The organism is Kitasatospora sp. NPDC002227, from assembly GCF_040296285.1.
Lineage (GTDB): Bacteria > Actinomycetota > Actinomycetes > Streptomycetales > Streptomycetaceae > Kitasatospora.
In genome coordinates, this window is record NZ_JBEOWY010000023.1 from 51,855 (window position 1) to 73,911 (window position 22,057).

19 protein-coding genes are annotated in these 22,057 nt (G+C 71.8%); 9 read left to right on the forward strand and 10 right to left on the reverse strand.

Translation table 11 applies throughout. The features are described from left to right. Positions 1 to 69 precede the first annotated feature (69 nt). From ABT095_RS21180 to ABT095_RS21190, 3 genes are read right to left on the reverse strand one after another with little or no spacing between them, the layout of a single operon-like run. On the reverse strand, positions 70 to 1,266 hold the full coding sequence (locus ABT095_RS21180; protein WP_350530999.1) for an acyltransferase family protein: 1,197 nt from the start codon (positions 1,264 to 1,266) through the stop codon (positions 70 to 72). A gap of 2 nt (positions 1,267 to 1,268) precedes the next feature. Further along, entirely contained in the window at positions 1,269 to 3,419 is a 2,151-nt protein-coding gene (locus ABT095_RS21185) for a bifunctional polysaccharide deacetylase/glycosyltransferase family 2 protein (protein ID WP_502884946.1), read from the reverse strand. A 32-nt stretch (positions 3,420 to 3,451) separates the two neighbouring features. After that, entirely contained in the window at positions 3,452 to 3,877 is a 426-nt protein-coding gene (locus tag ABT095_RS21190; RefSeq protein WP_350531000.1) for a hypothetical protein, read from the reverse strand. A 267-nt stretch (positions 3,878 to 4,144) separates the two neighbouring features. Between ABT095_RS21190 and ABT095_RS21195 the strand changes: the two genes are divergently transcribed. Continuing rightward, positions 4,145 to 5,110, forward strand: a complete 966-nt coding sequence (locus ABT095_RS21195; protein ID WP_350531001.1) for a LamG domain-containing protein — start codon at positions 4,145 to 4,147, stop codon at positions 5,108 to 5,110. A gap of 38 nt (positions 5,111 to 5,148) precedes the next feature. Here ABT095_RS21195 and ABT095_RS21200 read toward each other — a convergent pair whose 3' ends face one another. After that, positions 5,149 to 6,741, reverse strand: a complete 1,593-nt coding sequence (locus tag ABT095_RS21200; protein WP_350531002.1) for a PucR family transcriptional regulator — start codon at positions 6,739 to 6,741, stop codon at positions 5,149 to 5,151. A gap of 398 nt (positions 6,742 to 7,139) precedes the next feature. On the opposite strand from ABT095_RS21200, the gene ABT095_RS21205 reads away from it, so the two are divergent. From ABT095_RS21205 to ABT095_RS21235, 7 genes are all read left to right on the forward strand, one after another. Further along, positions 7,140 to 8,027 (forward strand): FAD binding domain-containing protein, encoded by an 888-nt coding sequence (locus ABT095_RS21205; protein ID WP_350531003.1) that lies wholly within the window; start codon positions 7,140 to 7,142, stop codon positions 8,025 to 8,027. Then, positions 8,024 to 8,509, forward strand: a complete 486-nt coding sequence (locus ABT095_RS21210; protein WP_350531004.1) for a (2Fe-2S)-binding protein — start codon at positions 8,024 to 8,026, stop codon at positions 8,507 to 8,509. The genes ABT095_RS21205 and ABT095_RS21210 overlap by 4 nt, the downstream gene beginning before the upstream one ends. Then, on the forward strand, positions 8,506 to 10,866 hold the full coding sequence (gene pucD, locus ABT095_RS21215; protein WP_350531005.1) for a xanthine dehydrogenase subunit D: 2,361 nt from the start codon (positions 8,506 to 8,508) through the stop codon (positions 10,864 to 10,866). The genes ABT095_RS21210 and pucD overlap by 4 nt, the downstream gene beginning before the upstream one ends. A 249-nt stretch (positions 10,867 to 11,115) precedes the next feature. Next, positions 11,116 to 12,597 (forward strand): NCS2 family permease, encoded by a 1,482-nt coding sequence (locus tag ABT095_RS21220; protein WP_350531006.1) that lies wholly within the window; start codon positions 11,116 to 11,118, stop codon positions 12,595 to 12,597. A gap of 78 nt (positions 12,598 to 12,675) precedes the next feature. Continuing rightward, entirely contained in the window at positions 12,676 to 13,857 is a 1,182-nt protein-coding gene (locus tag ABT095_RS21225; RefSeq protein WP_350531007.1) for an XdhC family protein, read from the forward strand. A gap of 44 nt (positions 13,858 to 13,901) precedes the next feature. Then, positions 13,902 to 14,750, forward strand: coding sequence for a VanZ family protein (locus ABT095_RS21230; RefSeq protein ID WP_350531064.1), 849 nt, complete (start codon positions 13,902 to 13,904; stop codon positions 14,748 to 14,750). A gap of 71 nt (positions 14,751 to 14,821) precedes the next feature. Beyond that, positions 14,822 to 15,121 (forward strand): hypothetical protein, encoded by a 300-nt coding sequence (locus ABT095_RS21235; protein WP_350531008.1) that lies wholly within the window; start codon positions 14,822 to 14,824, stop codon positions 15,119 to 15,121. Positions 15,122 to 15,128: 7 nt separating this feature from the next. Here ABT095_RS21235 and ABT095_RS21240 read toward each other — a convergent pair whose 3' ends face one another. Next, entirely contained in the window at positions 15,129 to 15,746 is a 618-nt protein-coding gene (locus ABT095_RS21240; protein WP_350531009.1) for a LysE family translocator, read from the reverse strand. A 70-nt stretch (positions 15,747 to 15,816) separates the two neighbouring features. Here ABT095_RS21240 and ABT095_RS21245 point away from each other — a divergent pair, with 70 nt between their 5' ends. Continuing rightward, the gene (locus ABT095_RS21245) at positions 15,817 to 16,341 is read left to right on the forward strand and encodes a GNAT family N-acetyltransferase (protein ID WP_350531010.1); all 525 of its coding nucleotides are present in this window, start codon (positions 15,817 to 15,819) and stop codon (positions 16,339 to 16,341) included. Between the two features lie 20 nt (positions 16,342 to 16,361). Here the strand turns inward: ABT095_RS21245 and ABT095_RS21250 are convergent, their stop codons facing one another. The 5 genes from ABT095_RS21250 to ABT095_RS21270 form a co-directional block, all read right to left on the reverse strand. Next, positions 16,362 to 17,564 carry an ATP-grasp domain-containing protein gene (locus ABT095_RS21250; protein ID WP_350531011.1) on the reverse strand — a complete coding sequence of 401 codons (1,203 nt, stop codon included), beginning with the start codon at positions 17,562 to 17,564 and terminating at the stop codon, positions 16,362 to 16,364. Further along, on the reverse strand, positions 17,561 to 18,763 hold the full coding sequence (locus tag ABT095_RS21255) for an MFS transporter (RefSeq protein WP_350531012.1): 1,203 nt from the start codon (positions 18,761 to 18,763) through the stop codon (positions 17,561 to 17,563). The genes ABT095_RS21250 and ABT095_RS21255 overlap by 4 nt, the downstream gene beginning before the upstream one ends. An 88-nt stretch (positions 18,764 to 18,851) precedes the next feature. Then, the gene (locus tag ABT095_RS21260) at positions 18,852 to 19,466 is read right to left on the reverse strand and encodes a hypothetical protein (protein WP_350531013.1); all 615 of its coding nucleotides are present in this window, start codon (positions 19,464 to 19,466) and stop codon (positions 18,852 to 18,854) included. A gap of 65 nt (positions 19,467 to 19,531) precedes the next feature. After that, the gene (locus tag ABT095_RS21265; protein ID WP_350531014.1) at positions 19,532 to 20,701 is read right to left on the reverse strand and encodes an aminotransferase class V-fold PLP-dependent enzyme; all 1,170 of its coding nucleotides are present in this window, start codon (positions 20,699 to 20,701) and stop codon (positions 19,532 to 19,534) included. Continuing rightward, positions 20,674 to 21,993 (reverse strand): lysine N(6)-hydroxylase/L-ornithine N(5)-oxygenase family protein, encoded by a 1,320-nt coding sequence (locus ABT095_RS21270; RefSeq protein ID WP_350531015.1) that lies wholly within the window; start codon positions 21,991 to 21,993, stop codon positions 20,674 to 20,676. The genes ABT095_RS21265 and ABT095_RS21270 overlap by 28 nt, the downstream gene beginning before the upstream one ends. Between the last annotated feature and the right edge of the window lie 64 nt (positions 21,994 to 22,057).

The following is a 22,057-nucleotide window of genomic DNA, read 5'->3' on the forward strand; positions in this document are numbered from 1 at the left end:
AGCCGGCTGAGCCCCGCTGGCGGTTTGCCTAAACAACTGGGCAAATTTCATGGGGAGGTGGCGTGTCGGTCAGGCGGCTCGGCGCCTGCCCCGCTGACGGCGCGGGTACGGGAAGAGCCGCGGCGAGCGCTTGGCCGCCAGGTCCTCGACCCAGCCGAAGACCGCGATGCAGAGGGCGATCAGCGGAATGACGAGCGCGAAGGCCGGCCAGTTGCTGTTCAGCAGCCATGACGCGTGCTTGACCAGGAAGTCGTTGTACCAGAGCAGGCCGGTCAACTCGATCGCCGTCGTCACCGCGAGGTTGTGCCACAGGTAGACGGAGACGGCTCGGGAGTTGAGCAGAGTGATCAGCCCGTTCCAGCGCTGCAGCCGGGGCGGCCACTCCTCCCACGACGGGCTGGCGTGCAGCAGCAGCACGACGAAGCCGAACGACCAGACGGCCTCGGAGAGCGTGGTGCTGTTCATGTTGAGGCTCTCGCCGCGGTCGGTGTGGGTGGCGCCCCACCACAACGCCGCCCCCATGAAGAACGGCATGATCGACGGGAGGACGTAGCCCGGCACCCGCTTCAGCAGGCCCTCGTTGAAGGCCATTCCGAGGATCCAGCACGCGCCGTAGGTGCTGATGCCGCTGATGACGGACCAGATCCGGTCCGGCGCCGGGATCAGCTCGTTGTCCAGCGCGACGCAGAGGAGGATCGGAGCCGTCATGGTCAGCCAGGGCATCCTGCGCACCGCGCGGAGCAGCAGCGGGGAGAGCAGCACGAACCACAGGTAGGCGCGCAGGTACCAGAGCGGGCCGGCCGCGTGCTCGCCCCAGTAGGCGTCCAGGAGTCCCGGGACGTGGTGAAGTTGCTCGGCGTACGGGGGGTCGCTGATCGGCAGGATCCAGTAGAAGAGGTTGACCCACCAGTCCACGGCGTTGTTGCCCGCCCCCGGCCGCCACCCCTGCAGGACCATCCCGGGGATGACGATCGCGCCGAGCAGCCACATCGGCGGCAGCAGGCGGCGCAGTCGGCCCCTGATGACCGAGAAGGCCGGGCGGGACAGCGAGCGGGCCATCAGCGAGCCGGCCAGCGCGAACATCACACCCATCGAGGGGAAGACGATCGGCAGCCAGGCCCACCCGAACATGTGGAACAGCACCACGCGGACCAGCGCCAGGGCGCGCAGCAGGTCGAGGTAGCGGTCGCGGCCGCCCCTGCGGGGCGCCGGCGGCGCCTCCGGCTCAGCGAGGGTGACGATCCGCAGCTGAAGGGTGTCCGACACCGTCACGCCTCCACCGGTACGGCGACCTCGCCGGTGCGCCGGAGCTTCTGCCAGCGCAGCCGGCCGCCGGTCATCGCCGTGATCGAGGACTGCAGCAGGACGAGGTACATCAGCTGCCGGTAGACCAGCTGCTGGACCGGCAGGGTGATCAGGTGCCAGGGCTTCTCCTTGTCCAGGTGGAAGGCGTACCCGGCCAGCACCATCTGGAGCAGGACGAAGCCGCCCCAGCTGTAGAGCGTGGCCTGGGTGTCCCCGAACAGCACGCCGTACAGCAGGAACAGGTCGACCAGCGGTGCCAGCAGCGGGGCGACCACCCCGAACAGCACGACGAACGGGAGCCCGAGCCGCCCGAAGCGCGCGGCCGGGCCGCCGGCAGTCACGGCGCGGCGGTGCTTCCACATCGCCTGCATGGAGCCGTAGCTCCAGCGGTACCGCTGGGACCACAGCTGCGGAAGGCTGGCCGGGGCCTCGGTCCAGGCGCGGGCGCGCTCGGCGTAGACGATCCGCCAGCCCTGGCACAGCACCGCCATGGTGACGTCGGTGTCCTCGGCCAGCGTGTCGTCGCTCATCCCGCCGACCTGCTCCAGCGCCTCGCGGCGGAAGGCACCGACCGCGCCGGGGATGGTCACGATGACGTTGAGCATGTCGTACATCCGGCGGTCGAGGTTGTGACCGAGGACGTACTCGATGTGCTGCCAGGCACCGATCAGGCTGTCCCGGTTGCCGACCTTGGCGTTGCCCGCGACCGCGCCGATCGCCGGGTCGGCGAAGGGCTGGACGAGCTCGCGCACGGTGGACGGTTCGAAGACGGTGTCGCCGTCCATCATCACGATGATGTCGTAGGAGGCGGCCGCGATCCCGGTGTTGAGCGCGGTGGACTTGCCGCCGTTGGCCTGGCGGATCAGCCGGACGAACGGCAGGTCCATCTCCTCGACGATCTCCGAGGTGCCGTCCGTCGAGCCGTCGTCGATGACGATCACTTCGATCGGGTAGTCACTGGCGGCCAGGGAGTTGAGGGTGTTGGCGATGCACTCGAACTCGTTGTAGGCCGGCACCAGCACCGTGACCGGCGCCGTGACCGGCGGCCCCCAGGCGTCCCGCCGCTTGGCCCGGCGGGCGTGGATCGGAGCCAGCACCAGCATCAGCGCGAAGCGGCCGAAGTTGAGGAAGCCGACCACGGCCAGCAGCCCGACCAGCACCGGCAGGCCGAGCACGGCGGCCTTGGTGGCCCAGATGAAGCCCTTGCCCGCCCAGAGCTGGTACCCGTGCACCGGCACCATGGCGCTGGGCGCGCCGAGCGCCTCGGAGATGGTGGCGAAGTGGTAGCCCTCGCCCTGCAGTTTGACGATGATCTGCTCGAGCGCGGCGACGGTCTCGGCGCGGTCGCCGCCCGCGTCGTGCAGCAGGATCAGCCGGCCCGCACCGGGTACGGGAGGCATCGCCGCCTTGACGATCGCGTCGACGCCGGGGCGCTTCCAGTCGTCGGTGTCGGCGTCGATGAACGCGGTGAGATAGCCGTGCGCGCCCACGTACTTGATCACCGGGTAGTTCCAGTCGTCCATCGCGGAGGCGTCGGACGAGTACGGCGGGCGGAACAGTGCGCTGTGGACGCCCGCGACCCCGGCCAGCGCCACCTGCGTCTGCGCCAGCTCCCAGGCGATCCGGGCATGGGACTGGAACACCAGGTCCGGGTGGGTGAAGGTGTGCACGCCGATCTCGTTGCCGCCCGCGACGATCTGCCGGATCAGCTCCGGGTTGCGGGTGGTCATCGAGCCGGTCACGAAGAAGTCCGCCCGGATCCCGTGGGCCTTGAGCACGTCCAGGATCTTCGGCGTCCACTGCGGCGAGGGGCCGTCGTCGAAGCTCAGCACCACGGTGCGGTCCGGGATGCGGTAGCTCACCGGGTTCGCGTTGTTGCTGCCGCGCGCGTCGATGATCGGGCCGCCCTTGAGCAGGCTCTGGGGGACGGTGTCCTTGTCGACCGAGATCGCGATCCGGGTGTCATGGAACACCTCGTTGGTGGCGAGTCCGCGCAGGACGAGGAGTGCCAGCAGGCAGGCCAGCAGGGCCACCGGCATCACGAAGCGCAACGGCGGCGCGGCCAGTCTGCGCGACCTGCGCAGGGACTGCCGGCGGCGCTGGTGGCGGGACAAATGGCGCTCCTGGAACTGGGTGGTGCGGACGATCAGGCGTGCTTGGTCGGCTGACCCGAGGAGGTCGCCTTGCGCGGCGTGTTGGCCACGGGCTTCGACGTGGCGGCCGGGGTCTTCCCACGGGTCGTCGCGGGGCGGGTGGCCGGGCTCGACGACGCCGGCGGGGTGGGCGACGGAGACGGCGACGGGGTGGGGGACGGCGAGGGTGACGGGGACAGCGAGGGCTGCGGCGGTATGGACATTGCCGGCGCCTCCGACTGCCCGCCGATCAGGCTGCCCGCCATGGCGGCCGCCAGGACGGCGCCGACCAGCGAGACCGGCCAGCCGAGCCCTCGCAGCATTCGCCCGCGCACACCCGACTGGTCGACGAAAACCGGTGCGGGGGCAGGCTCCTCGGTATCCGACCCATACATGTCAGGCTGTGCCGGGTGCACCGATCCGGGATCGGTGAGAGTCATGACGTGGCGCACCTGGCGAGGCCTTTCCGTGCCGGTACGTGGACAGCAATCGCGTAGTAGCGGGAACACTAGTGCACCGACCTGCGGCAAATTAGGCCTGTTGTCCGAATTTGAAACGTTCTGTACGGGTGTCGTAACCGGATCGAGACACCGTTCCGGGCAAGCTCACAGGCGGGCCACCAATGACCCCAAGCACACACCGCACAGCCACACTTGCACGCCTGGTTAGGATGACCCCCTTCTGATCTGATCAGCCTAGGAGCCCGAGTGAGCCAGCCCCGCCGCACCTCTCGCCGCCGCGCGTGGACCGTGCTCGCGCTTCCGGCCCTCGCGTGCCTGCTCGCCGCGTGCTCCGCCGGTCCCGCCTCCGGCGGGAAGTCCGACACCGCCGCACCCGGGCACGACACCGCCCCCACCGCCGCCTCGCCGACGCCGACCGGGCCGCCCGGCACGGTGTTCGACAGCTTCCACTACAGCGGCGCCGACGACCCGCAGCTCACCGCCCACGGCTGGCACGTCCGCACCGAGGGGGGCGCCCCGGGCATCAAGGACACCTGGTCCCCCGCCGGCGCCACCTTCCCCGCCGACTCCACCGCCCAGGGCGGCCGGATCCTGCAGTTGCGGGCCACCACCGACGGCACCAAGCCGGGCACGAAGCAGACCGAGGTGTCGAGCACCGGTACGGCCTTCTTCAACGGGACCTTCGCCGCGCGGATCTACCTCGGCGACGAGCCGACGAGCGGCAAGGGCGGCGACCACATCGTCCAGTCCTTCTCGGCCATCTCGCCCGACGACAGCTCGGCGAACTACAGCGAACTCGACTACGAGTACATGGCGAACGGCGGCTGGGGCTCGGTGGGCCCGCAGCTCGACACCACGAGCTGGTTCAAGTCCGACCCGCCGGACCGGGTCACCCACCCGCTCAAGCAGCACCTCAAGGGCTGGCACACCATGATGGTCACCGCCGTGAACGGCAAGGCCACCTACACCATGGACGGCAAGGAGCTGTTCACCAGCTCCGGCAAGTACGTGCCGCGCGAGAACATGGACGTCCACTTCAGCGACTGGTTCATCGACCTCCCCTTCACCGGCGCCGCGCGCACCTGGGACATGAAGGTCAACTGGTTCTACTACAAGGCCGGTGAGGCCGTGTCACCGGCGGACGTCCAGAAGACGGTGGACGGCTTCTACGCCACCGGCACCGACTACGTGAACACCGTGCCGAAGCAGTGACCCTCGGCCCCGGGGCGGCGCCCCGGGGCCGACGGGCCTCAGGCCAGCTCGAGGGCCAGGTAGAAGTCCACCCGGTCCTCCAGCCGCGAGAGGTCACGGCCGGTCAGCTCCTCGATCCGGCCGATCCGGTAACGGAGTGTGTTGACGTGCACGTGCAGCTGGGCGGCGCAGCGGGTCCAGGACCCGTCGGAGCGCAGGAAGGCCTCCAGGGTGCGGACCAGGTCCGCCTGGTGCTCGATGTCGTAGCCGATCACCTTGTCCAGGAGCCGGCTGCGGAAGGCCCGCCGCACCTCGTCCGGCACGGCGGCCAGCAGCAGCACGTGGCTGGCCAGCTCCTCCGGGCCCGCCACGCAGACCCGGCCGACCCGGGCGGCGGCGATCCGGCGGGCGTGCCGGGCCTCCTCCAGGGCGCCGCGCAGGCCGCCCGCCTCCTGGGCGGGGGCCGACACACCGACGGTGATCCGGCCCTCGGAGCCGAGCCCGGCCTCCAGCGGCGCGAGCAGCTCGCGCAGCGCGTCGGCCGGCACCGCGCCGCCCGGTGCCGGGCAGACCACCACGGCCCCGGTGCCCGTCCCGGCCACCAGGGCGCGGTCGGTGGCGTCGGTGAGCGCCTCCTCCAGGACGGCCCGCACCACGCCCTCGGGCAGTCCGGTGCCCTCGCAGCTGGCCACCAGCCAGCTGCGCTCGGCCTCGGCCTCCGGGGGCTCGATGTGCTCGTAGCGGGCGGCCATCGCGGTGGAGGCGTTGAGCGCCCTGGTCAGCTCGGCCGGGTCGGCGTCGCGCTGCAGCAGGGCGAGCACCTCGTCGGCGATCCGGCGGCGCAGCCGGCGGCCTTCGTCCCGGCGGGTACGCTCGGCGGCGACCAGCCGGGCCAGGTTCTCGGCCAGCTGCTGGCGCTTGGGCGTCCACTCGGTGACGTCGCCGGCCACCGCGAGCACCCAGTCCGCGAGCGGTGAGTCCGCCTCGGGCGTGCCGGAGGCGGGCAGCAGCGAGTACGCGCCGGAGGCCAGCCGGGCCCGGTGCGGCGGGCGGCGGCGCTGGCGCTGGGCGGCCAGGTGGGCCCGGACCAGCTGGTCGCGGTCCTCGCGGCTCAGGTGGTCGGCGGGCCCGGCCACCACCCGGCCGGTGGGCGCGAGCACCCAGCAGTCCAGGTCGAGGTCGCCGCCGAGCAGGTCGAGCACCGCGTCGAGCCCGCCGCCCCCCGCGGCGGAGACCAGCACCCGGTGCCGGTCGACCAGCGCGGCGAGGTCCGCCGCCCGGTCGGCCGAGACCTGGCGGCCGATGTACTCGACCACCGAGCCGAAGGCGATGTCGTCGGGCACCGCGAGCAGCGGCATCCGGTGGCGGCGGCAGGCCTCCACCAAGTCCTCCGGCACCGGGCCGACCTCGGCCTCGCCCGCCGCCAGCGCCACCGCGCCACCGGCCACGATGGTACGCACGAACCGCTCCGAGTCCTCCGGCGCGGTGCGCCAGAGCATCCCGGTGAGCACCAGCTCTCCCCCGTGCAGGTACCGGCCGGGGTCGTGCAGGTCCGTGGTCATCACGCCGCTGACCTGCCGGTCGAGCTCGTCCTCGGCCGCCAGCAGCCGCAGCCGCGGCGCGCCGGGGGCGAGCAGGTCACGGACACGCATCCGGGACTCCTTCGAAATGGGTGGGGGGCTCACAGTGTGCACGAGAACGCGCGGTGGGTGTTACGTATCAACCGGCTCCCGGGTCACGGGCCCATAGCCTTGGAATCACGGCCGGATTACGGTCGTAAGTGGCGGTGCGGACATGCCTGTACAGGGCAATTGTCCCGCTTAGAGGAACGTACAGGATGCCGGGCGAGGGTGGAGTCGGGGCTCATGCCATCGGTGACTGCCAGTGGGCCCGGTCACAGCGGTTCACTGGCCACACGCCGCCGGACACAACCCGGTGACCAGGACGCGACGCGGAGGCAACGACGCGACACACAAGTCCGATACACCGAGTACCCGGGCGCAGTGCCCAACTCTGTCCGGCATTGGCGACGACTTGAGGAGACACCCGCATGGAGTTCCTTCGGCCCGCTACGTGGGACGAGGCACTCGCGGCGAAGGCTGAGTACCCGACCGCGCTGCCCATCTCGGGCGGTACGGACGTCATGGTCGAGATGAACTTCGACGTGCACAGGCCATCCGCGATTCTCGACCTGAACCGCATCACCGAGCTCACCGAATGGTCCAACAACGGTGCGGTGGTCCGCCTCGGCGCATCCGTGCCGTACACCCGGATCATCAACGAGCTGTCCGAGCCGCTGCCGGGCCTGGCGCTGGCCTCGCACACCGTCGGCTCGCCGCAGATCCGCAACCGCGGCGGCGTCGGCGGCAACCTCGGTGGCGCCTCGCCCGCCGGTGACGCCCACCCCGCGCTGCTCGCGGCCGGCCGGGACGTCTTCGTCGAGGCCGCCTCCGTCCGGGGCACCCGGATGATCCCGATCGACGAGTTCTACGTCGGTGTGAAGCGCAACTCGCTGGAGCAGGACGAACTGATCCGCGCGGTGCACATCCCGGTCGCGGACGGCCCGCAGCAGTTCTCCAAGATCGGCACTCGGAACGCGATGGTCATCGCGGTCTGCGCCTTCGGCTTCGCGCTGCACCCCAAGAACGGCACCGTCGGCACCGGCATCGGCTCGGCCGCGCCCACCCCGCGCCGCGCCGTGGAGGCCGAGGAGTACCTGCAGGGCGTGCTCGCCGAGCGCGGCCTGTGGGAGTCCGGCGACCTGCTCGGCGCCGAGGTGATCCAGAAGTTCGGCGAGCTGGTGAAGGCCGCCGCCTCCCCGATCGACGACGTCCGGGGCACCGCCGACTACCGCCGGCACTCGCTGGCCGTGATGGCCCGGCGCACCCTCACCTGGTGTTGGAACGACTACAGCAAGCAGATCAGGAGCGCGGCATGAGGGTCACTTTCACCGCCAACGGCAAGCCCGTCGAGGCGGACGACGTCTGGGAGGGCGAGAGCCTCCTTTACGTGCTGCGCGAGCGGGTCGGCCTGCCGGGCTCCAAGAACGCCTGCGAGCAGGGCGAGTGCGGCTCCTGCACCGTCTACCTGGACGGCACCCCGGTCTGTTCCTGCCTGGTCGCGGCCGGCCAGGTGCAGGACCGCGAGGTGCGCACCGTCGAGGGCCTCTCCGACGAGAACGGCGAGCTCGGCCTCGTCCAGCAGGCCTTCATCGACGCGGGCGCCGTGCAGTGCGGTTTCTGCACCCCCGGCCTGCTGGTGCAGACCGACGCGCTCCTGGAGAAGGACGCCCAGCCGAGCGACAACGACATCCGTGAGGCGCTCAGCGGCAACCTCTGCCGCTGCACCGGCTACGAGAAGATCATGGACGCGGTGCGGCTCGCCTCCGCCCGCAAGTGCGAAATGGGGCCCCAGGCATGAGCACCCGCACCATCCAGGGTCAGAAGAACCTGCAGGACATCAAGCAGTCCTCCCCGGACGGCATCGGCGGCTCCCCGCTGCGCCCGGACGGCAACCTCAAGGTCAAGGGCGAGTTCGCCTACTCCTCGGACATGTGGCACGAGGACATGCTCTGGGGCATGGCGCTGCGCTCGCCGCACCCCCGGGCCAACATCGTCAGCGTGGACATCTCGGACGCCCTCAAGGTGCCCGGCGTCTACGCGGTGCTCACCCACAACGACATCCCGGGCTCGAAGTTCTACGGCCTGGAGATCCAGGACCAGCCGGCCCTGGCCATCGACAAGGTGCGCTACCACGGTGAGGCCATCGCGCTCGTCGCGGCCGACCACCCGGAGACGGCCCGCCGCGCGGTGAAGAAGATCAAGGTCGAGTACAAGGTGCTCACCCCGATCGTCACCGAGGAGCAGTGCCTGGACCCGAAGACCCACGGGTACGTGCACGAGCCCCACGAGTTCAAGTCGCACGGCTACGACAACATCTGCCACGAGCAGCGGCTCGTCTCGGGCCTGGGCGTCACCGACGAGGTCCGCGCGCTCGCGGACGTCATCGTCTCCGGCGAGTACGAGGTCGGCATGCAGGACCAGGCCTTCCTCGGCCCCGAGTCCGGCCTGGCCGTACCCGCCGAGGACGGCGGCATCGACCTCTACATCGCCACCCAGTGGCTGCACGTGGACCGCCAGCAGATGGCCCCCGTGCTCGGCCTGCCCGAGGAGAAGGTCCGCCTGACCCTCGCGGGTGTCGGCGGCGCCTTCGGCGGCCGCGAGGACCTGTCGATGCAGATCCACGCCTCGCTCCTCGCCCTGCACACCGGCAAGCCGGTCAAGATCGTCTACTCCCGCGACGAGTCCTTCTTCGGCCACGTGCACCGCCACCCGGCCAAGATGCACTACGAGCACGGCGCCACCGCCGACGGCAAGCTGGTCTTCGCGGACTGCCGGATCGTGCTGGACGGCGGCGCGTACGCCTCGGCCTCCCCGGCCGTGGTCGGCAACGCGGCCTCGCTGGGCCACGGCCCGTACGTCATCCCGAACGTCAGGATGCACGCCATCGCGCTCTACTCCAACAACCCGAGCTGCGGCGCGATGCGCGGCTTCGGCGCGGTGCAGGCGGCCTTCGGCTACGAGTCGCAGATGGACAAGCTGGCCGAGAAGCTCGGCATGGACCCGGTCGAGCTGCGTCAGCTGAACGCGATGTCGGAGGGCGACTTCATGCCCACCGGCCAGCAGATCGACTCCCCGGCTCCGGTGGCCGAGCTGCTCCAGCGGGTCAAGGACATGCCGCTGCCCCCGCCGCTGGACCTGACCAACCTCGACGTCCGCGCCCTGCCCGGCGCGCTGTCGAACACCTCGCACGGCGAGGGCATCGTCCGCGGCATCGGGTACTCGGTCGGCATCAAGAACGTCGGCTTCTCCGAGGGCTTCGACGACTACTCCACCGCCCGGGTCCGCCTCGAGGTCATCGGCGGCGAGCCGGTCGCCATGGTGCACACCGCGATGGCCGAGGTCGGCCAGGGCGGCGTCACCGTGCACGCCCAGATCGCCCGCACCGAGCTCGGCGTCGAGCAGGTCACCATCCACCCGGCCAACACCGAGGTCGGCTCGGCGGGCTCCACCTCCGCCTCGCGCCAGACCTACATGACCGGCGGCGCCGTCAAGCTCGCGGCCGAGGCGGTCAAGCAGGCCGTGATCGACAAGGGCCGCAAGCGCTACGGCTGGACCCAGCACGACCTCTCGCTGGTCGGCGGCAAGGTCGTCTCCGAATCGGCCGGCGTCCTCATCCCGCTGGTCGACCTGCTCGGTGACGAGGCCATCGACCTGACCCGCGAGCACCACCACCGCCCGACCGTCCCCTTCGACAAGGAGACCGGGCAGGGCTTCGGCCACGTCCAGTACACCTTCTGCGCCAACCGCGCGGTGGTCGACGTGGACGTGGAGCTCGGCCTGGTGAAGGTGGTCGAGCTGACCGCCGCCCAGGATGTCGGCAAGGCGCTGAACCCGCTCTCCGTGGTGGGCCAGATCCAGGGTGGCTGCACCCAGGCGCTGGGCCTCGCGGTGATGGAGGAGATCATCGTCAAGGACGGGAAGGTGCGCAACGCCTCCTTCACCGACTACCTGATCCCCACCATCCTGGACACCCCGCCGATCCCGGTGGACGTCCTGGAGCTGCCCGACCCCAACGCCCCGTACGGACTGCGCGGCGTCGGCGAGGCGCCCACCGTCTCCGCCACCCCCTCCATCGTCGCGGCCATCCGCCAGGCGACCGGGATCGCGCTCAACCGCATCCCGGTCCGTCCTGAGCACCTGACCGGGACGCTGTAACGAACTTCCCCGGGGCGGCGGTCCACGTCTTCCCCCGCCGCCCCGGGGCAGCACCGAAGAAGATCATCATGTGCACCACACACCCGCTGCCTCTCCCACGCCGGGGCCACGCAGCGGTGCGCACCACCCGCACCGCCCGCACGCATCGAGTGCACAAGTGAGTCGATTCAGTCCCCCTGTGCCTGCTCCCCTGACGGCAGATCAGGTCGACTCGCCCACCCCAACCCCCTTTGAACCTTGGGAGTGGACATGACCCGGACCTCCACGGAGCCCGGCACCACCGAAGAGCCACCGGCCGAGACCGACGCCCCCACGTCGGCTCAGGCCGCCGCGCCGAAGAACGCTCTGGACGCCTACTTCAAGATCTCAGCCCGGGGCTCGACCTTCGGCAACGAGATCCGAGGCGGCCTGACCACCTTCATGGCGATGGCCTACATCGTCCTGCTCAACCCGATCATCCTGAGCGGGGCGGACGTCACCGGCCACAAGCTCGGCCACGCCGAGCTGACCACCGCGACCGCCCTGGCCGCCGCCGTGACCACGATCCTGATGGGCGTGGTCGGCAACGTACCGCTGGCCGTCGCCGCCGGGCTCTCCGTCTCCGGCGCGATATCGGCGCTGGTCGTCCCGCACACCACCTGGTCCCAGGCCATGGGTCTGTGCGTGATCTACGGTCTGCTGATCGTGCTGCTGGTCGTCTCCGGTCTGCGCGAGAAGATCATGAACGGCATCCCGCTGCCGCTCAAGCACGCGATCACCATCGGCATCGGCCTGTTCGTCGCGATCATCGGCTTCTACAAGGCCGGCTTCGTGCACACCGGCGGCCCGACCCCGCTCTCGCTCGGCCCCTTCGGGGAGCTGGCCGGCTGGCCCGTCCTGATCTTCGCGCTCACCCTGCTGACGATCTTCGTGCTGCTCGCCCGGAACGTCCGCGGCGCGATCCTGATCGGCATCGCGGCCGGCACCGTCGTCGCGCTGATCGTCAACAAGGCGGCCGGCCTGACCGCCAAGGACTGGGGCGGCTCCGCGCCGAACTGGCCCGGCAGCCCGGTCTCGGCCCCCGACTTCGGCCTCTTCGGCCACGTCGACCTCTTCGGCGCCTTCGGCGGCAAGGGCTTGGGCGCGATCAGCGCCTCGGTGGCCGTCTTCACCCTGGTGCTGGCCGGCTTCTTCGACGCGATGGCCACCATCATCGGCGTCGGCACCGAGGCGGGCCTGGCGGACAAGCAGGGCCGGATGCCCGGCCTGTCCAAGGCGCTGTTCATCGACGGTGCCGGTGGCGCCATCGGCGGCCTGTCGGGTGCCTCCGGGCAGACCGTCTTCGTAGAGTCCGCCACCGGCGTCGGTGACGGCGCCCGCACCGGTCTCGCCTCCACCGTCACCGGTGGCGTGTTCGCCCTGATGCTCTTCTTCTCGCCGGTCGCGGCGGTCGTCCCCGTGCAGGTCGCCTCCGCCGCCCTGGTCGTCATCGGCTCGATGATGATGAGCCAGGCCCGGCACATCGACTGGTCCGACCGCGAGGTGGCCATCCCGGCCTTCCTCACCTGCGTCCTGATGCCCTTCACCTACAGCATCACGGCGGGCGTGGCGGCCGGTGTCATCTCCTACACCGTCATCAAGGCCGGTACCGGCAAGTGGCGCGAGCCCGGCCCGCTGATGTGGATCCTGACCGCGGTCTTCGTGGTCTATTTCGCCCTCACGCCGATCAAGTCCTGGCTGGGCGTGCACTAGCAGCACCCGCCGCCGGTACGGTCCCCTCCGTGCCGGCGGCACACCCCGTTCGGTTCGCAGACGACAGGAGCACCCGACATGCAGGACATCGCCGAGCAGCTGCTCGCCTGGCACTCCTCCGGGCGCGCCTTCGCGGTGGCCACCGTGGTCGGGGTCTCCGGCAGCGCCCCGCGCGACCCGGGCGCGGCCCTGGCCGTCGACTCGCTCGGCGAGGCGATCGGCTCCGTCTCCGGCGGCTGCGTGGAGGGCGCGGTCTACTCGCTCTGCGAGGAGGCCATGGTCTCCGGCCGGCCGGTGCTCGAACACTTCGGCTACAGCGACGAGGACGCCTTCGCGGTCGGCCTGACCTGCGGCGGCCTGCTCGACGTCTTCGTCCACCCGATCGTCCCCGGCGCCGACCCCGGCCTGGACGCGGGCATCACCTACATCGCCTCCGGTACGCCGGTCGCCCTCGCCCGCGTCATCGACGGGCCGCCCGGCCTGCTCGGCGCCACCGTCGCCGTCACCGCCGACACCCACCACGGGTCCTTGAGCCCCGCGCCCTCGACGGTGGCCGCCCTGGAACGCGGGCTGGTCGCCGAGGCCCGGGCCATGCTGGACGCCGGCCGCACCGGCCGCCTGGTGCTCGGCCTGGACGGCCGCCCCTGCGACGACGAGGACCAGGGCACGGTGACCGTCTTCGTCGAGTCGTACGTGCCCGCGCCCCGGATGATCGTCTTCGGTGCGATCGACTTCGCGGCCGCCGTGGTGAAGATCGGCAAGTTCCTCGGCTACCACGTCACCGTCTGCGACGCCCGCCCGGTCTTCGCCACCGCCCGGCGCTTCCCCGAGGCCGACCAGGTCGTGGTCGACTGGCCGCACCGCTACCTCGACACCCAGCTCGACCGGATCGACGGCCGCACCGTGCTCTGCGTCCTGACCCACGACGCCAAGTTCGACATCCCGCTGCTCGAGCGCGCCCTGCGCCTGCCGGTCGGGTACGTCGGCGCGATGGGCTCCCGCCGCACCCACCGCGACCGCGAGGCCCGCCTGCGCGAGGTCGGCCTCACCGACCCCGAGCTGGCCCGCCTGCACTCCCCCATCGGCCTCGACCTCGGCGCCCGCACCCCGGAGGAGACCGCCGTCTCCATCGCCGCCGAGATCATCGCCTCCCGCCGCGGCGGCGGCTGCCTGCCCCTGGCCGCCAATGACGGGCCCATCCACCACGACCTCGACCGCCCGGCCGAGGAGCCCGAGGCCGAGACCCCGCACGCCGCCTGAGGCTCAAGGACCTGCTGAGCGCCTTCGGCACCGAGCAGGGCCTGCTGAACCTCGCCCTGTTCGTCCCGCCGGCCCTGACCGCGACGCTGCTGTTCCGGCGGCCGCTCGAGGTACTGGCCGGCTGCTGGCTGCTGTCGGCGACCACCGAGACCGCCCAGGCGCTGCTCCCCGGCATCGGACGGGCCTGCGACTCCCAGGACTTCGTGACCAACGCCACCGGCGCGCTGCTCGGGGTGGCGGCCGCGACCGCCTGGCAGCTGCGCCGGGGCAACCAGACCCGGCCGACCTCGGGCAACCTGGTCCGGGGCGGCATGCCGCTGACCGTCGGCGCGGTCGCCCTGCTCGCCGTCCAGCTCGGCGCCGTCCGCCCGCAGTGGACCGACGGGGGTCTGACCACCGTCGTCTCGCCCGCCAAGCGGGAGCTTGCGGCCCGGGAGGCGCAGGCGGTGTTCGGCCCGGGTACCGAGGTGGTCAACGTCCAGGACGAGGCGCCGATCGGCCAGACCCCGGAGCTGCTGATCGTCACCACCCGCCACCAGCAGCTCTGCGTCGAGTGGCCCTCCGGCGCGCTCTCCAGCGGCACCACCGGCGTCCCCGCCCCCGGCGCGCCGGGCGGTTCGGACGCCGAGGCCCGGGCGGCGGCCGACATCTTCGCCCGCCGCTGGTTCCCGCAGGAGCTCACCGGCACCTCCGTCCAGGTCCGCCCGGACGGCCCGGCCCGGCGCACGGTGCAGTACCGGCACCTGCGGGCCGACGGTCGCCCCGAACCGCGCAGCCTGACCGTCACGGTCGACCCGGGCGGCCGGATCGCCGGGTTCCAGGCCCACGGCCCGACCGAGCCGCAGCCGGGCAGCTCCGGTGTTGCGGCCGCGCCACCGAGGTCGGAGCCTTGAGACAAGGGCTGGCCTCGGTGCCATGCCGGGCGTCGCAGGCCGGTCGGGACACCTGACGAAAGGTGACGGCCATGCGCACTCTGCTGCAGGTCGAGCTGGACACCACGACCTCGAACCAGTTGATGGCCGAGGGCAGGATCGACGAGCTGATGAACAACGTGCTGGGCCAGCTCAAGCCCGAGGCCGCCTACTTCTTCCCGCTCAACGGGCGGCGCTGCATGTTCCTGGTGGTCGACCTGGCTGACGAGGCGTCGATCGTCACGGCCGTCGAGCCGTTCTGGAACCAGGCCAACGCCACCGTCACGGTGGTGCCGTGCATGAACGCCGAGGACCTGAAGACCGGTATCGGCCGCTACCTGGCCTCCCGCTGACCGGCCGTCAGTCGGTCAGCGCCAGCCGAAGGCCGAAGCCGACCACCACCACGCCGGTGATCCGGTCCAGCACCCGCCGGGCCACCGGCCGCCGCAGCCAGCCGCTCAGCGCCCGGGCGAAACCCACCAGGACGGCCGACCAGAGCAGGCCCTCGACCACGTGCACGCAGGTGAGCAGCACGCCGGTGGCCAGGTGCGGCGCCCCGGCCGGGATGAACTGCGGCAGGAGGGCCATGTAGAAGACCCCCATCTTGGGGTTGAGCAGATTGGTCAGCACCCCGCGCCGCCAGCCGGCCACGAACCCGCCGGCGCCGGCCTCGGGCTCGGCCTGGACCGCGCCCCGGCTGCGGATCAGTTGCAGGCCCATCCACATCAGGTAGGCCACGCCGACCCAGCGCATGGTCTCGTACGCGAGCCGCGAGGCCGTCAGTACGGCGCTGACCCCGAGCGAGCTCAGCGTGCCCCAGACCAGCGTGCCGCTCTGGATGCCGAGCACCACCCCCAGCGCCCGCCGCCGCTCACCGAGCACGGCCGTCCGCAGGATCAGCGCGGTGTCGAGCCCCGGGGTGAGGGTCAGTACCCCCACCACCAGCGCGAAGGACCAGAGTGCCGTCGTCATCCCCATGGGCCGATCCTGCCAGAACGCTCCACCGCCCCCCGCCCCGCCCCGGTGGCAACCGTGAGATCATCCGGCCATGAACCTGCGCCCCGGGAACGCTCAGGACGTCGAGGCCATCGCCCGCCTCCACGCGTCGAGTTGGCAGCACGCCTATGCGGCGATCATGCCCTCCGACTACCTCACCGGGGCGCTGGCGGACGAGATGCGCGCCCTGTGGCGGACCAGACTGGCCGATGCCCCCGGCCCGGACGGACCGTACCTCGTGCTCGGCTGCGAGGGCCCCGAGCTGCTCGGCTTCGCGTATCTCCTCCCCGAGCCGGGCGGGCGCGTCCTGCTCGACAACCTGCACGTCGAGGCGGGCCTCATCGGCTCCGGGGTGGGGCACCGGATCCTGACCCACCTCTTCGGCTGGATGGCGGTGAACCACCCGGGCCGGGCCATGTACCTGGAGGTGCTCCAGCAGAACGAGCGGGCGATCGGCTTCTACGAACGCCACCGTGGCACCGCCACCCGGTCACTCGAGGCCGAGTTCCCCGGCTTCACCCGACCGGTGGTCGAGTACGAGTGGCCGGGCCCGCTCATGGCCGAACTGGCCGGCTGAGCGGGCCCGGTGGCCGGACCTCAGACGGTCCGGATCCGGTACCGCCTGGTGAGTTCCGCGACGTGCTCCGCGACCTGCGCCTCGGTGTCGGCGCGCAGCAGCACGAAGCCCGCCTGGGTCGCCGAGTGCATGGCGCCGGTCTCGGTCTCGCCGGCCCGGGCCCGCAGCTCGACGTGCACGACGCCCGGGAGGGCCAGCAGTTCCTCCCGGCTGCTCAGCTCCACGATCGTGCCCTGCGGCCTCGGCAGGAAGTAGACCGCGGAGCAGCCGTCGACCGTCCGGGCGGTGATATCCGGAGACTCCCCGAGCGAGGTCTCGATCAGGACGTGCCACGGGTCGACACCGTGGTGCGCGGCGACCAGGTCCGCGATGCCCCCGCCGCCCGGACGGCAGGAGATCTCGCCCACCAGGAGCCCGCCGGCGACCTTGAAGACCTCCAGGTGGGTGACGCCGTCCCGGAGCCCCAGCGCCGCCACCACCTGGGCGTGGAGATCGTGGATCTCCTTGGCCGACGGGTCGTCCAGGGGCACGGTGTAGGAGCCCACCAGCTTGCCCACCGCCTGCAGCAGCGGGGTGAAGTACTTGGAGACCGAGGCGAAGCGGACCTCGCCGCCGACCACCGCCCCGTCACAGTGGAACTCGGTCTCGATGTCGACGAACTCCTCGGCGAGCATCGGGTAGGGGGAGTTGCGCAGCGAGGCGGTGCGCTCGGAGACCAGGAGCTCCGCCAGCTCCTCCTCGCTCCGGACGGCGAAGATGTCCTCGCTGCCGCCTCCGATGGCGGGCTTCACGACCACCGGCCAGCCGAGCTCGCGCGCGGCCCCGGCCACGTCACCCAGCTGTGCCAGCGGGCGGAACCGCGCGACCGGCAGCCCGGCGTCCCGCAGGCGCTGCTTCATCACGTACTTGTTGGAGAAGGCGTTGGCCGTCTCGTACCCGACCCCCGGAACGCCGAAGTACGAGCGCACGTACCCCGCGGCCTGCAGGCTGTACTCGGACGGCGAGACCACATGCTCGAAGGCGTTGCGCCGCCTGACCTCCAGCGCCGCCAGCCGGACCTGCGTCAGGTCCTCGACGTTGTCCACGAAGGTGACATCGGTGCCCTCCCGGTAGAAGCTCCGGTAGTTGGGGCTGGTGATGACGGAGAGCCGGATGTCCTCCCGCTCCTGCAGCCGCCGGGCGGCCACCTCGCCGCTCGTGTTGATGAGCAGAACCCTTTTCACTGTGCAATCCTCTCGTCGAGAACCGGGCGTACGTCGGTCTCCGGCTGGTCCGGCTGCCGCATCGTGGTCCACAGCAGGTAGGCCGCGCCCACCGCGATCGTCACGGGAGCGAAGACCAGGGCCTGGTGCCCGAGGGAGACGGTGAACCCGAGGAGCAGCGAGGAGACGGGGACCGCACCGGTGATGAAGGTCCGGATCACCGCGTTGACCCGCCCGGACAGGTGGTCGGGGATGGCCTGCTGCCGGTAGCCCATGGTCGCGGCGTTGATCCCGCCCTCGCCCAGGCAGAGCACCGCGAAGCCGGTGACGGTCAGCAGCGGCCAGGGGGTGAGCAGGCCCAGGGTGCCGATGCCGCAGATGCCGAGACAGACCGACAGCTGGCGCCTGCGGTCGTCCCCGACCAGTGCCCGCGGGGCGAGCCAGGCTCCGACCGCGGCCGCGACGGCCGCGACCGACATGGCGAGGCCGAGCTCGCGTGCCGACCACTCCCAGTCGCTCCGGCCCACCGTCAGCAGGGTGGACTCCAGGGCGCCGGCGCCCACGTTGTACAGCGCGGTGACCAGGGTCAGCCGTCGCAGGTCGGCGCGGGAGCGGAAGAAGGCGACGCCCTCCTTGAGCATCTTCACCAAGGAGGACTCGGCCGGCTCCTGGGGTGCGTACGGCATCGCCAGGGTGGTGAGCGCGGTCAGCCCGAAGGTGGCCGCGTCGAGTTCGAGCGCCCAGGTCGATCCCAGTCCGGCGATGATCACGCCGGCCAGGGCCGGGCCGACGAACCGTGCCGCCAGCAGCAGCGAGGTGAACCGGCTGGAGGCCCGGTCCAGCCGCTCGGCCGGCACCAGCATCGGGATCAGGCCGTAGTCCCCCGCCACGTCCGAGACCACGTTCGCCAGCCCGATCACGAACAGGGCCAGGAAGACCGCCGCCGTCCGGCCGTGCCACAGGGCCACCGGGATGACCGCGACGGCCGCGCCCTGGACCAGCTCGGCCCCGGCGAAGAGCACCCGCCGGTCGAACCGGTCGATGAAGGGGCCGAGCAGGGAGGCCAGCAGGTACGGCACGTTCTGCGCGGCGACGCTGAGCACGGCCAGCAGCGGCGAGTCCGTGGACTGCAGCAGGGCGAGCGGGATCGCGACGTAGAGGAAGGTGTTCCCCGCGGTCGAGACGGCGGACGCGCCGGTGAGGAGCCAGAATGATTTCACGGTCGCGGTCGCCTCGGGTGTGGTGCGGGGGGTGCGGGGAGAACGTCGACGGGCATCCGCCAGTCCCTTCGTGTGTGGTGTGCGGGCATCAGACGGCCTGTCGGCTGCGGTGGTGCGGGCCGGCCGCAGCTCGCAGCAGGGCCGCGACGGACCGCCTGAGCTGCGGCCGGCCAGGGGCCGCGGCCACCGCGAGCAGCCGCTGGTCGACGCAGAGGATCTCCCCCAGCAGGCCGAGGCCGGGGTCCGCGGCGGCCAGACCGGGCGGCACCGGTGGCTCCCGCTCCTCCTCCAGCTCCACCAGCTCACCGGCGCTGTACTGGTCGGGGTTGCCCAGCAGCGCCAGCCAGCCCAGGTACAGCGCGCGGCGGTCGCCGGCGGCCAGCCCCGCCCGCACGCTCTCCAACCGGTGCAGCAGGAAGTCGGTCCTCGGCCGGGGGTCGGCGAAATCGGTGCGGAAGGCGACCAGGCAGTACTCGCCGGCCACCCAGGCCTCGGCGCCGTAACGCTGGACCGTGGACGGCTCCAGTCCGCCCTTCGGCAGCCGGACGACCACCTCGCGCGAACCCCAGGGCGAGACGGCGAGGTGGATGTCGAAGTGACGCTCCACCAGGTTCCGTGGATCGCGCCGGAACTCGCCGATCGCGGTGCTGGTGATCAGGGACCGGGGCGTGCGCTCGTCCGCGGCGAAATACGTGTACGTCATGGCCCGGTCCCGTCGGGCCGCTCGGCCGTGGTCCGGCCCACCGGGGCCACGCGTCGCTCCGTGCCTCACAACTCACCTACGGCGTCGAGGAGGCGGTCCAGCTCCGCCTCCGTGTTGTAGTAGTGCACGGAGGCGCGCACCACCTCCGGCGGCTTCGCCGGGCGGGTGTCGAACCTGGCCCGGGACGGGAAGGACACCGCGGCCGTCACCCCGGCGGCCCGCAGCCCGTCCACGAGCTGCTGCGCGCTGCGCCCCCTCCGGGTGAAGGTCACGATCCCGCTCCGGACCGCTCCCCGGTCCTGGACCACCACTCCGTCGATGGCGCCGAGGCCGCCGCGCAGGCGGTCGGCGAGCCGGCCGACCCGCTGCCGGATCGGCTCCAGGCCCAGGTCGAGGGCGCCGTCGATGGCGGCGCCGAGGCCGAGCACACCCGCCACGTTCCGCTCCCAGGTCTCGAACCGCCGGGCGTCCGGCCGGATCCGGTACTCGTCGTGGCCGGTCCAGGTCGCCGCCCGGAGGTCGAGCAGCGGCGGCTCCAGGCCGGCCACCACCTCGCGCGAGACGTAGAGGAATCCGGTACCGCGCGGGCCCCGCAGGTACTTGCGCCCCGAGGCCGACAGCAGATGGCAGCCGATCCGGCGGACGTCCAGCGGGATCTGACCGACCGACTGGCAGGCGTCCAGCAGGAAGAGCGCGCCGGCCCGGTTCGCCAACTCCCCGATGGCCGCGGCGGGGTGGACCACGCCGTCGTACGTCGGCACGTGGTTGACCGCGACCAGCCGCACGCCGCCCCGGTCCAGCATCCGGGCCAGCGAGTCCAGGCACACCTGCCCGTGCTCGTCGTCGGGGATCGGCTCGACCTCGACCCCGTAGCGCTTCTTGGCCTGCAGGAAGGCCAGGCCGTTGCTCGGGTACTCGCTGCGCGAGGTGAGGATGCGCTCCCCCGGCCGGAACTGGACGGCGTAGAAGGCCATGTCCCAGGCCCGGGTGGCGTTCTCCACCAGGGCGATCTCGTCGGGCCGGGCGTTCAGGAGCCGGGCCGCCGAGGAGTACACCTCCTCGAGCCGGGCCTCGGCCTGGTCCGCCGCCGCATAGCCGCCGACCCGGCGTTCGAGCAGCAGGTGGTCGATGACCGTCTGGGTGACCCGCTCGGTGGGGAGCGCGGCTCCCGCGTTGTCGAAGTAGGCGGTTCCGGTGCAGCCCGGTGTCACCGCGCGCAGTCGTGGGACGTCCATGGCGTGGCCCTCGCCCCCTCTCCGGCCGGCCGCGGCCGCTCCGCCTGGGGGAGCAGGTCCGCGACGATGTCCCCGGCCCGGCTCGCCATCGTGCTCAGCAGGGAGTCGGCGATCCCGTGCGTCGCCTCGTTGACTCCTTGCAGGTAGAGCCGGCCGATGTCGGCCTCGGCCGTGCGGACCCGGTAGTTGCGTGAGACCTCCAACTCGGCCAGGCCCAGGGCGGCCTGCAGCCGCCGGACCGCCGCGGGCATCCGCGGCTCGTAGCCCGTGCCCAGGAGCACCCGGTCGCAGGCCAGCTCCGAGAGCTCGCCCGTGAGCCTGTCCCGCAGGGTCAGCACCACCGTGCCGTCGGTGTGCGCCGCCGCCACGACCTCGGTGGCGGTCAGGATGCGCAGCGCGTCCTTCCCCGCCAGGCGGTCGCGGTACATCTGGTGGTAGAGCCCGTCCAGCAGCTCCGGCGTGACCCCGGCGTAGTTGCTCCGCGCCATCTCCTCGAGCACCAACTCACGTGCCGCGGCGTCCATTTCGTAGAACTCCCGGGAGGCGTCCACGGAGTAGAAACGGCTGGTGAACTTGGAGCTCACGTACGGGGTGAGGCCGATCCCGCGGACCACCAGCACCGGTTCGCAGCCGGGCAGGTCCTCCCGCACCGCCTGCACCATCTCCAGCGCGCTCTGGGCGCCGCCGATCACCGCGATCCGCCGCGGAGCGTCGCCGGGCAGGGCGGCGATCTGCTCGGAGTACTCGCTGCTGTGCACGACCCGGTCGGCCGGCAGCCCGCGGAACACCTCCGGTATCCGCGGATCCCGGCCGGTGCCCAGCACCAGGTGGCGCGCCCGCGCGGTCGCCCCGTCGGCGAAGCCGGCCTCCCAGTGCGTGAGGCGGCCGGCCGCGTCCCGCACCGGCCGGACTTCGACGGCCCGGCGGTTGTAGTGGATCCGCACCTGCGCCAGCTCTTCGGCGACCCACCGGAGGTAGTCGGAGATCTCGCTGCGGTAGGGCGTGAAGGTGCCCAGGCTCATGAACGCGTCCAACCGGCCCGTCTGGTGCAGGTAGTTGACGAAGGTGAAGCGGGAGCACGGGTTTCGCAGGGTGGCGAGGTCCTTGAGGAAGGAGACCTGGCTCTGCGCCCAGGGGATGAGCAGGCCGCGCTGCCAGACCGTGCCGGCGCTCTGCTCGACGAGCAGGGTCCGCGCCGCGAGGTCGGGGGCGAGCTCCTCGAGGGCCACCGCCAGCGCGAGGTTCGCCGGGCCGGCCCCGACCCCCAGGATTTCGACGTCTTGGTGTGTCATGGTCGTTCTGCCTTCCTCGGCCGTGGGCTCGGCGCCGGTGGTGGGCACTGGAAGCAGGCTCCGG

Excerpts from the sequence above, each read along its gene's own strand:
- ABT095_RS21190 (WP_350531000.1), bottom strand. The coding sequence starts at position 3,877 with ATGACTCTCACCGATCCCGGATCGGTGCACCCGGCACAGCCTGACATG.
- ABT095_RS21200 (WP_350531002.1), bottom strand. The coding sequence starts at position 6,741 with ATGCGTGTCCGTGACCTGCTCGCCCCCGGCGCGCCGCGGCTGCGGCTG.
- ABT095_RS21205 (WP_350531003.1), top strand. The coding sequence starts at position 7,140 with ATGGAGTTCCTTCGGCCCGCTACGTGGGACGAGGCACTCGCGGCGAAG.
- ABT095_RS21210 (WP_350531004.1), top strand. The coding sequence starts at position 8,024 with ATGAGGGTCACTTTCACCGCCAACGGCAAGCCCGTCGAGGCGGACGAC.
- pucD (WP_350531005.1), top strand. The coding sequence starts at position 8,506 with ATGAGCACCCGCACCATCCAGGGTCAGAAGAACCTGCAGGACATCAAG.
- ABT095_RS21220 (WP_350531006.1), top strand. The coding sequence starts at position 11,116 with ATGACCCGGACCTCCACGGAGCCCGGCACCACCGAAGAGCCACCGGCC.
- ABT095_RS21225 (WP_350531007.1), top strand. The coding sequence starts at position 12,676 with ATGCAGGACATCGCCGAGCAGCTGCTCGCCTGGCACTCCTCCGGGCGC.
- ABT095_RS21235 (WP_350531008.1), top strand. The coding sequence starts at position 14,822 with ATGCGCACTCTGCTGCAGGTCGAGCTGGACACCACGACCTCGAACCAG.
- ABT095_RS21240 (WP_350531009.1), bottom strand. The coding sequence starts at position 15,746 with ATGGGGATGACGACGGCACTCTGGTCCTTCGCGCTGGTGGTGGGGGTA.
- ABT095_RS21245 (WP_350531010.1), top strand. The coding sequence starts at position 15,817 with ATGAACCTGCGCCCCGGGAACGCTCAGGACGTCGAGGCCATCGCCCGC.
- ABT095_RS21260 (WP_350531013.1), bottom strand. The coding sequence starts at position 19,466 with ATGACGTACACGTATTTCGCCGCGGACGAGCGCACGCCCCGGTCCCTG.
- ABT095_RS21265 (WP_350531014.1), bottom strand. The coding sequence starts at position 20,701 with ATGGACGTCCCACGACTGCGCGCGGTGACACCGGGCTGCACCGGAACC.
- ABT095_RS21270 (WP_350531015.1), bottom strand. The coding sequence starts at position 21,993 with ATGACACACCAAGACGTCGAAATCCTGGGGGTCGGGGCCGGCCCGGCG.